The following is a 9,115-nucleotide window of genomic DNA, read 5'->3' as shown; positions in this document are numbered from 1 at the left end:
TTGGTTGGTATGGAGCTGATGTTACGCCGTGGAGTTTTTAAGAGAACTTCATTGACGTGATGGTGAACATCGACGCTATTGATAGGGCCAGCGCGAGCCCCCTGGTCAGCGTGATGATATGGCACGGAGCATTGATTACATTGCGTATCAACTGTAATGCGCGATCACACCGTTATCATCAATGCCAATCGCCCATAGAGTCAGCCTGACGATTTTGTTTATGGCGTAGTCAAGGTGCCTCTCATGGTTCACATTATGAAAACAACTGCCCTGGCAGCACTTCTTGTCGCAAGTGCAGCCATGCCGCACGTTCAGGCACAACCATTGCCACTGGATAAAACCGCAGCCTTGCGTAATGAAGACGTAGAATGGCGCAGCTTCCCCGCCTTCCCCAAAGAGGTAAAACTGGCTGTTATCGCCGGCGACCCGAGCAAGCCAGCACCCTATGTGGTACGAGTCAAAGTGCCCAACGGCATTCGATTAATGCCCCATACTCATCCTGAAGATCGTATCTACACCGTCATGTCAGGTGTTTTCTATATTGGCTTCGGAACGGTTTTCGATCCGGACAAACTGGTTGCCTACGGGCCGGGCAGCGTCGTGATACTCCCGGCCAATACGCCGCATTTCCATTGGGCAAAATCAGGAGAGTACATCTCGCAGGTCTACGGGACGGGGCCGTTGGGGCTTGAGTATGTGGACAGCCGTGACGATCCTCGCTAATCCTGTAGGAGCCGGCTTGCTGGCGATCGCGTACGTGCAGTCGACACTAATGTCGCCTGATGAACTGCGATCGCCAGCAAGCCGGCTCCTACAGCGCATATCCAGGTTGCAAGGGGTTGGACATGCAAAGCACGGGGATCAGGTCTGGGGCAAGTTTACAGTGTTATCGTCAACGACCATCGCGAGCATGCTCGCTCCTACATGCTAATGCCCGATCCTCCCAATTCTTTCGGCACATCCTTGAACTTCGGCAATCCATCTTCAATACGCAACACCGACTCCTGATAATGCACATGAACCCCTGGCGTGTACTCAAGATCCGGGATGAGCGCAGCATACACATCGATGAGTCCCATCCCCGGGTGCTCGGTGAAGAGATGTCCGCCGCACGTCTTGCACCACTTGCGGTAACTCTGTGGTGTCTTGTTGTAGGTGCCGATGTTGTCGGCGCCCCGAGTCACTTGCACCGCCTCCGGTTTCCACAGGGTGAAGGCATTGACTGGCCCCGCCGACCAGTGCCGGCACGACTCGCAATGGCAATAGCCCATCGCGGCCGGCTCACCGCTGACGGTGAACTCGACCGCACCGCAAAAACAACTGCCTTTGTAAGACTGTTCGATGTTCATGGCATGACTCCTTGATCAATGGTCAGGCGATGGCTCGCACCAACTTTACCTGTCTTCACCCGTCGATATAGCGCACCGCTGTCGCCGGCGTGCGTCGCACCTGCAGGTCGAAAATGTCCGGGCGTGCATAGTGCCCGGTGACGTCGAGCGCCCGCCGTGCAGGGGCCACGAGTGAGACGTCGATGTCCGCATACAGAATGCCTGCCTCTCGGTGCAATGGGCCGGCCACGATCCGGCCTTGGGGATTGACCACTACCGAGTCGCCGTCGTTGATCCATTCGTCTGGATCGGCAAACAGTTGCGCACGGGACGGGAAGTCGTCAGGGACGTCGCTGCCGCGCAGTGCGGTGCCACTGCCAAGCACCCAGCAGCGGCCTTCGAGGGCAATGTGACGCATCGTACTGATCCAGCCCTCGCCAGTGTCGTAAGTGGGCGCGACATAGATTTCCACCCCTTGGGCATACAGCGCGTAGCGCGCCAGCGGCATGTAGTTTTCCCAGCAGATGAGCGCTCCCACGCGGCCGACGGGTGTATCCACCGCGCGCAACCCGGACGCATCACCAAAGCCATGCACCATGCGCTCGGGATTGGTGGGCATCAGTTTGCGGTGTCGGTTGAGCACGGCGCCGTTCACGCCGATAACGACTACGCTGTTATAGAGCGTGCCCCCTCCATTGCGCCGGTCGCATTCATTGATGCCGCACACGATCGTCACCGCGTGAATCCTGGCCGCCTCGCACAATTGGCACAGGTCACCGTTCACAATATCAACGGCATTGGCCAGCAGCCGCGTATGCAACTGGCCGATGACAGCGCCGTCCTTTCCCGCCGCCAGCCGCCAGATCCACGACGGGTAACCTGGAATGAACGATTCGGGCAGAACAATCAGCGAAGCTCCCGCCGTCGCGGCCTCAGAGACCGATTGCACGGCCCGGGCGATCGTCGCACTGCGATCGAGCAGCACGGGCGGGCGCTGAATAATGGCGATCTTGGTCATGATGTTCTCCTGGGGCGGTTGGCTGTCGGAGACTTGAGCGTGCGCGTGGCGAAGTCGCGGGGCTAGTTCAATATCTGAAGCGTTGCAGCGATGGGAGTGCAGGCAATGAACGAAAGCTACGGTCAGTTCTGCACGGTCGCGCGCGGTGCCGAGGCACTGTGCGAGCGCTGGACACCCTTGGTCGTGCGCGAACTGTTGTGCGGCAGCAAACGCTTCAATGAACTGCACCGCGGCGTCCCCCGGATGTCCACCGGCTTGCTGGCACAGCGGCTGCGCCATCTGGAAGAAATCGGCGTGGTGCATCGCACCGCGGTTGGCAAAGTCTGGGAGTACAGCCTGACCGAGGCGGGCGAGGAATTGCGCCCCATCATCATGGCGCTGGGGCATTGGGGCGCGCGCTGGATCGGCAGTCGCCTGCGCGATGACCAGCTCGACGCGGGCCTGCTCATGTGGGACGTGCGCCGGTTCGTGCGTCTCGAGACGTTTCCGTCCCGGCCGGTGGTTATCCAGTTCAAGTTTCGCGATGCGCGGTCCGGCGAGCAAGCGTGGTGGCTGGTGGTCGAGGAGGGTGTGGCAGACCTGTGCCGCGACGACCCCGGGCGTGAGTTGACGCTCGTTGTGGATTCAAGCGTGCGTGCCTTGACCGAGGTATGGGCGGGCGACCGCACACCGCGGGAGGTGCTTGAGTCGCGAGAGCTGCGTGTGGATGGCGCAGCGCAGGATGCGCAAAACCTGTGGCGCTGGCTGGGTACGAGCGCGTTTGCCAGTACCCGGAGCTCGGCGCGTTAGCCGTTCAAGTAAAACGAGCGGCTACAGCCCACTGAACATCCCGATAATCACGGCATTGACCAGGTCAATGAAGAATCCGCACACCAGCGGCACGATCAGAAAGGCCTGGTGAGCCGCACCGTACTTCTGGGTCACGGTCGTCATATTGACGATGGCTGTCGCGGTGGAACCCAGCGCAATACCACCGAAGCCTGAAGCGATCACGCTGGCTTCGTAATTGCGGCCCATGAAGCGAAAGACCAGAAAATACGTATAGAGCACGGTCAACAGGATCTGCAGGGTCAATGCGCAGGCAATGAATAGCAGCGCGCCGCTGAGCTGCCACAACTGCAAGCCCATCAACGCCATGGTCAGGAACATGCCCAGGCAGACATCGGAAATCAGCGACAGGCCCTGGCTGGCGCCGCTCCAGGATTTCAGGCGCTGCTCGCCGATCAGCCCCCGGACGAGGTGGTGAATGACGATACCGGCGAACAGACAACTGACGAACTTGGGCAGGGTGATCCCGCTGTCGACCAGCAGCAGGTTGAGCCCATAACCGAGCATCAAGGTCAAATTGAGCCACATCCACGCCCAGAGCACGTCGTAGTAGTCCAATGGCTTGCTTTGCTGTTGTTCGAGGATGCCGATTTCCAGCGCCGCATCCCCGGATGGCGTCAGTTGATGGCGACGGATCAGGCGGTTGGCGATAGGGCCGCCGATCACACAAGCGGCAATCAGGCCAACGGTGTTGCTGGCGATCCCCAATTCGTGCGCGTTCTGGATGCCCAGCCTTTCGACGAACAGCGGTGCCCAGGCCAGGGTCGTGCCGACCCCTCCGGTGAGGGAAATCGAGCCCACCATCAGGCCAGCCTTGGGATCAAGCCCGAAAACCTCGGCCATGCCCATGCCCAGCGCGTTCTGCAGGAAAATGAACACCGCAGCGAGCACCAGCAGGATCAGCAGTGGTCGCCCACCCTTGATCAGCTGGCGCATGTCCGACCTCAAGCCGATACCGGCAAAGAAATAGAGCAGCATGGTGTCGCGAACTTGTAGATCGAACTCGACCTGGATGTTGAGACCGAAGTACAACAGACTCGTGACCGCCGCACACACAAAGCCGCCGACCACCGATTCTGGAATACAGTATTGACGCAGCAAGGTGCTGTGCTGGACCAGCGTCTTGCCCAGGAAGAGCAGCAGGATGGCCAGGGTGAAGCTCACCAGTCCATGAACAGCGAAGAGTTGGGCGGTCATCTATAGCCTATTGAAAAACCTCAAAAAAATATTATCCAGTGTCGATCGCACGGTTTTGCGACCTGGATCAATGAAAGTACAGATCGCCGATGAATCCGGATGCGGTCAAGGCCCGGGTTCGGCGAAGTGAGTCAAGCACCTGATCCCGGAACACGCAATCGCCGGAGCAGGGGAGCGTACCCTTGAGACTGACCTGGAGCCTTGCATGAAAGTTGGCGTGATCTCCGATACCCATGGCCAGCTCCGCAACGAAGCACTCGCGGCGTTGCAGGGCTGTGAACGAATCATTCATGCCGGCGACATCGGAAAGCCGCAAGTACTCGAACAACTGGCGTTGATTGCGCCACTGCATGTCGTGCGCGGGAACAATGACCTGGCAGCTGCGTGGGCGGAACATCTCGCCGACCACCTGAGTTTCGAACTTGAGGGATGGCAGACGTTGCTGGTGCATGACATTGCCGATGCACCGGCAGTGCTGGCGCCAGGCACGAGGCTGGTGATTACCGGGCATTCCCACAAGCCGTGCATTGAGTGGCGCGGTGAACGGCTGTACCTCAATCCAGGCAGTGCAGGGCCGCGACGGTTCAAGTTACCGGTGACATTGGCGTTGCTTGACGTGCAAGAGGGGTCGATTGAACCGCGTCTGGTTTCGTTGCTGGAGTGTGGGTTTTCTTAGAGGCGGGTGTTGCATGTCTTTGATAAAGAGGGCAACAAGCAAGGCTGAATTGAGGGGGTAGAGGGGGCAATGGAATGCCCCATTTAAAAATCTTCTGCCTCGGGCGCCCGAAAGGCCTTGCTGTAGAAACCGGACTGGTCGAAACAGCAGACCTGCTTCTTGCCGGATGCAAGCATATCGCAGGCATCACCTATTCGTTTTGCGCGCGTCTTGAGTTGCTTGGCTGAAGTAATCCAGTGTATCCAGTCTACCCGTGCGAGGGTCGTCGTATTCTTCCAGACTTCATGAGCCTGTGGAGTGGATGCCAGTGCCTCCTGAAAATCTGCGGGGATCTCAGGCTCGGGTTCCTTTTTCACGGGGGTCAGCTCGAGGGTGACGACATCCCCAACGGCCGCGCCTGCGGCTGCGAGTAGCTCGCCACTGACCTGCAACCAATGGCTCAACTGACCGTCCGGCTCAAGGGTTGCCTGGAAAGGGTGCCCATTGATTGTGCCTTCAACGGTCGTCCTACCTCGCCTCGGAAGTAGTTCACTCACTTCTCTTGGCAGCACTACGAACGCCCACGACGTATCATTACCAGGCTTTGTCGGACGAAGAAGTTTTGCTTCGAATCGGGATTTCATCATCACGGCCTCCTTACCGCAAAGTCTAAGTTCGCACCTGGTGGCCCATATCAGCGGTTATTGCGCAAGATGAAGAAATTCAAAGCGCCGGCCAGGCAAAGCCACACTAGATATGGAAACAGGATCAAGCCGGTGATGACATCAAGCCGCAAAGCCAGAACCACCATTACAGCGACCACAAGCCAAAGCAGCGTGAGGATCACCATGCTGGCGAGAATACGTTGAGCGCCGAAAAACACCGGCGTCCACAGCGTATTCAGTGCAATCTGCGCGGCCCACAAAGCCAGCACTACCTGACTATCAGGTATCTGGGTCAGGCGATACCCAGCCCAGGCGAGCAACAGGTAAATAGTCGTCCAGGCGACTGGAAACAGCCAGTTGGGCGGCGTGAAACCGGGTTTGGCGAGAGATTCGTACCACTGGCCCGGTTGGAAAAAAATGCCTGTGCTGGCCGCAGCCCCGCAGGCCAGGAGAAAAATGTAAAAAGTCATCACTATTCCTTTGTGGAGTTCCGTGTCTTGAGTTGCGAAGGCATGTCCGCAGCATTAAGTAGAAGACGCTTTGTGAAGAGAATAGTTTGGGTTTGCGGATGGCATTTTTCTGCTGACCGAAAGTGAGCCAATAATCACGATTTTTCAGCATTACCGAGGTGTGTTTATGAACAACGTCAAAAAGGTGGTCATCGAGGACTGGGAGGGTGATGGCTGCATTCGTATCCCAGATGAGACATTGCAGGAGATGGGAGTCGACGTCGGAGACACCCTCTACCTGATCGAAGAGTATGTGGGTACGACTCGCTGTGTCGTGCTCAGTAAGACCCCACGAGTCGCTGATCGCACCGATGAGCTGGTCAGGTATTGGAGTGAAAACTAGAGTGCCTGGACTATCTGGTCCTCACAATGTCCTTCGCTTATGAGCAAACGAGTAAGGCGGTTTTGCAAAAAAATCTGAAAAACTGACGACCAACGGGTGCCTTCTAATCGTAACTATAGGTATTTAATAAGTTTTTTTGAGTTCGTGCTTGACGCCCCAGCAGTAAAAAACGTTTAATTGCGCCGCGGCCCAGATAGCTCAGTCGGTAGAGCAGGGGATTGAAAATCCCCGTGTCGGCGGTTCGATTCCGTCTCTGGGCACCACCTTTCGCTTTCAGGTGGCTTCAACACCACCCGAAACACCCCAAGAAACCCGCCTTGTGCGGGTTTTTTGTTATCTGCGTTTTTTCATTTACTCCGCCGCCTGCGCCCGCAAGCGCCGCCCAATCACATCCATCAAGTCACAGCCATCACGCAACGGAATCGCCAGCAGCTTGGAAAAGTCCGACAATACCACCGTATCGCAACCAATCTCGGCGCGAAAGGCGATGTTCTCCAGTACCTGCGTCACCGTGCGAATGCGGTAATCCGCCATGGCTTGCAGAACGTCGAGTGGGGCTTGGGTGTCGATGAGCAGGGAGGCCGGGATCAGGTCGATTCCGGTGAGGGGCATGTATCTTTCCATAGGTGAAAACTCCGATCAGTGCAAAGGTGGACTGTCCCTCATTCGTCGCCAAACAAATGGGTGACAGCTGTACGCAGGTTGGCGAACCGGGATCGGAATCCGGCAGACCCGAAGGTCTCCCGCGCACAGCTGCCATAAAGACAGCTTTGCGAACGTGCAAAAGCACCTGCAAGAAAGCACAGAGCTTTTGCATCCGATCAGTCAGGTCGCCAAACCTGAGTCGCCATTTGGGCGACGGGGCGGACTATAAGCTTCATCGGATCGATGGGCAAGGTGAGGCATTCCGAGCTTTATGTAGGACCTGTGATGATGAGATCTCAGACCTTTCCCATCACTTTGCTGGAAATCCAAACACAGACCTGAGATGGTCATCGCCCGTTGGTTTCCGCCACCGAAGCTATCCTCAATCAACACGCCAGCCGTCGAGATGGACCTCCACCCAATGCAAACCCCAGCCCAACCGCAACGCGCCCTCTGGAAAACCTACCTGCTGTTCCTTGCTCCCATGGTGCTGTCCAATTTCCTGCAATCCATGTCTGGCACCGTCAACAGCATCTACATCGGCCAGATGCTCGGCACCCAGGCTCTGGCGGCCGTGTCCGGCATGTTCCCCATCGTGTTCTTTTTCATCGCCCTGGTCATCGGCCTCGGCGCGGGGGCGGGTGTGTTGATCGGGCAAGCGTGGGGGGCACGGGAGACGCATTTGGTGAAGGCGATTGCCGGGTCGACGTTGTTGTTGGGGTTGTTGATCGGGTTGGTGGCAGCCGTGGTGGGTAGTGTGTTCGCACGGTCTTCCTTGGTGGGGTTGGGGACGCCGGGGGATGTGCTGGACGATGCGGTGGCGTATGCGCATGTGATGTTGTGGTTCATGCCGACGTTGTTGGTATTTGTGCTGTTCACGCAATTGTTGCGCGGAGTGAGCGATACGTTGTCGCCTTTGTTGGCGCTGGTGGTGTCGACCTGTATCGGCCTGGCACTGACGCCGGCGTTGATTCGTGGGTGGTTGGGGTTGCCGCCGATGGGGATTCAGAGTGCGGCGTTTGCCGGGTTGGCGGGCAACCTGGCGGCGATGGGGTGGCTGGCGTGGCGCTTGATTCGCAAGGGCCATCCGTTGGCGCCGGACCGGGAATTTTTTGCGGCAATGAAGCTGGACATGGCGATTCTAGGCAAGGTGTTGCGCATCGGTTTGCCCACCGGGTTGCAGATGGTGGTGTTGTCGTTGTCAGAGCTGGTGATCCTGGCGCTGGTGAACCAGCACGGTTCCCAGGCGACGGCGGCGTACGGCGCGGTGACGCAGATCGTCAATTACGTGCAGTTCCCGGCGCTGTCGATTGCGATCACGGCGTCGATCCTCGGCGCGCAGGCGATCGGGGCCGGGCGCATCGAGCGAATCGGGCCGATCCTGCGCACGGGGTTGATGATCAACGTGTGCCTGACCGGTGGGTTGGTGGTGTTGGGGTATTTGCTGTCGCACTGGTTGCTGGGCTCGTTCCTCACCGAGGAGGCTACGCGCAGCATGGCCGAGCACTTGTTGCACATCATGCTCTGGAGCCTGCTGGTGTTCGGCTTCCAGGCGATCATCGGCGGCATCATGCGCGCCAGCGGCACGGTGATGGTGCCGGTGGCGATTTCGATTGTGTGCGTGGTGGGCGTGCAGTTGCCGGTGGCGTATCTGCTGGATGCGCGGTTTGGGTTGCAAGGGGTGTGGATGGCGTTTCCGGTGGCGTATCTGGGGATGCTGGCGTTGCAGACGCTGTATTACAAGCTGGTGTGGCAGCATCAGAAGATCGAGCGGTTGGTGTAGGGAGGGCTTTAGAGGTGTGGTGGTTGGGCGGGTCAAAGCCTGTGGGCGATTGTTGTTGAAGTACATATCCATTGCTGCGGTAACGGCCACTTATGGTTTCGCTTTTACAGCGACTCCCTTTTTCAAACGCCGGAGTGCCGGCCC

The 9,115-nt window shown here is 58.0% G+C and carries 11 protein-coding genes and 1 tRNA gene; 6 read left to right on the top strand and 6 right to left on the bottom strand.

The features are described from left to right. Nucleotides 1–243 precede the first annotated feature (243 nt). A complete protein-coding gene (locus QLG10_RS29575; RefSeq protein WP_218278492.1) occupies nt 244–723 on the top strand; it encodes a cupin domain-containing protein in 480 nt (159 codons plus the stop codon). 197 nt (nt 724–920) lie between these two features. Here the strand turns inward: QLG10_RS29575 and QLG10_RS29570 are convergent, their stop codons facing one another. Further along, on the bottom strand, nt 921–1,349 hold the full coding sequence (locus QLG10_RS29570) for a GFA family protein (protein ID WP_110754947.1): 429 nt from the start codon (nt 1,347–1,349) through the stop codon (nt 921–923). Nucleotides 1,350–1,404: 55 nt separating this feature from the next. Then, complete coding sequence (locus QLG10_RS29565) at nt 1,405–2,346, bottom strand: carbon-nitrogen hydrolase family protein (RefSeq protein WP_033042939.1); 942 nt, start codon at nt 2,344–2,346, stop codon at nt 1,405–1,407. A gap of 105 nt (nt 2,347–2,451) precedes the next feature. Here QLG10_RS29565 and QLG10_RS29560 point away from each other — a divergent pair, with 105 nt between their 5' ends. Further along, nucleotides 2,452–3,135 (top strand): helix-turn-helix domain-containing protein, encoded by a 684-nt coding sequence (locus QLG10_RS29560; RefSeq protein ID WP_110754945.1) that lies wholly within the window; start codon nt 2,452–2,454, stop codon nt 3,133–3,135. Nucleotides 3,136–3,156: 21 nt separating this feature from the next. Here the strand turns inward: QLG10_RS29560 and gltS are convergent, their stop codons facing one another. Then, nucleotides 3,157–4,371, bottom strand: coding sequence for a sodium/glutamate symporter (gltS, locus tag QLG10_RS29555; RefSeq protein ID WP_110754944.1), 1,215 nt, complete (start codon nt 4,369–4,371; stop codon nt 3,157–3,159). A gap of 205 nt (nt 4,372–4,576) precedes the next feature. On the opposite strand from gltS, the gene QLG10_RS29550 reads away from it, so the two are divergent. Beyond that, nucleotides 4,577–5,047 (top strand): metallophosphoesterase family protein, encoded by a 471-nt coding sequence (locus tag QLG10_RS29550; protein ID WP_110754943.1) that lies wholly within the window; start codon nt 4,577–4,579, stop codon nt 5,045–5,047. Between the two features lie 83 nt (nt 5,048–5,130). Here QLG10_RS29550 and QLG10_RS29545 read toward each other — a convergent pair whose 3' ends face one another. Both QLG10_RS29545 and QLG10_RS29540 read right to left on the bottom strand, forming a co-directional pair. Beyond that, nucleotides 5,131–5,673, bottom strand: a complete 543-nt coding sequence (locus QLG10_RS29545) for a YdeI/OmpD-associated family protein (protein ID WP_188265383.1) — start codon at nt 5,671–5,673, stop codon at nt 5,131–5,133. A gap of 47 nt (nt 5,674–5,720) precedes the next feature. Then, nucleotides 5,721–6,161, bottom strand: a complete 441-nt coding sequence (locus QLG10_RS29540) for a TspO/MBR family protein (protein WP_033041482.1) — start codon at nt 6,159–6,161, stop codon at nt 5,721–5,723. A gap of 166 nt (nt 6,162–6,327) precedes the next feature. Between QLG10_RS29540 and QLG10_RS29535 the strand changes: the two genes are divergently transcribed. After that, entirely contained in the window at nt 6,328–6,543 is a 216-nt protein-coding gene (locus QLG10_RS29535) for a hypothetical protein (RefSeq protein ID WP_033041483.1), read from the top strand. Between the two features lie 187 nt (nt 6,544–6,730). After that, nucleotides 6,731–6,806, top strand: a tRNA-Phe gene (locus QLG10_RS29530). A gap of 88 nt (nt 6,807–6,894) precedes the next feature. Here the strand turns inward: QLG10_RS29530 and QLG10_RS29525 are convergent. Further along, nucleotides 6,895–7,167 (bottom strand): hypothetical protein, encoded by a 273-nt coding sequence (locus QLG10_RS29525; protein ID WP_008054930.1) that lies wholly within the window; start codon nt 7,165–7,167, stop codon nt 6,895–6,897. 442 nt (nt 7,168–7,609) lie between these two features. On the opposite strand from QLG10_RS29525, the gene QLG10_RS29520 reads away from it, so the two are divergent. Next, entirely contained in the window at nt 7,610–8,971 is a 1,362-nt protein-coding gene (locus QLG10_RS29520) for an MATE family efflux transporter (protein ID WP_110754941.1), read from the top strand. Nucleotides 8,972–9,115: the final 144 nt, after the last annotated feature.

Source organism: Pseudomonas sp. V98_8, assembly GCF_029967975.1.
GTDB lineage: Bacteria > Pseudomonadota > Gammaproteobacteria > Pseudomonadales > Pseudomonadaceae > Aquipseudomonas > Aquipseudomonas umsongensis.
This window is presented reverse-complemented; position numbering and strand designations above follow the sequence as displayed.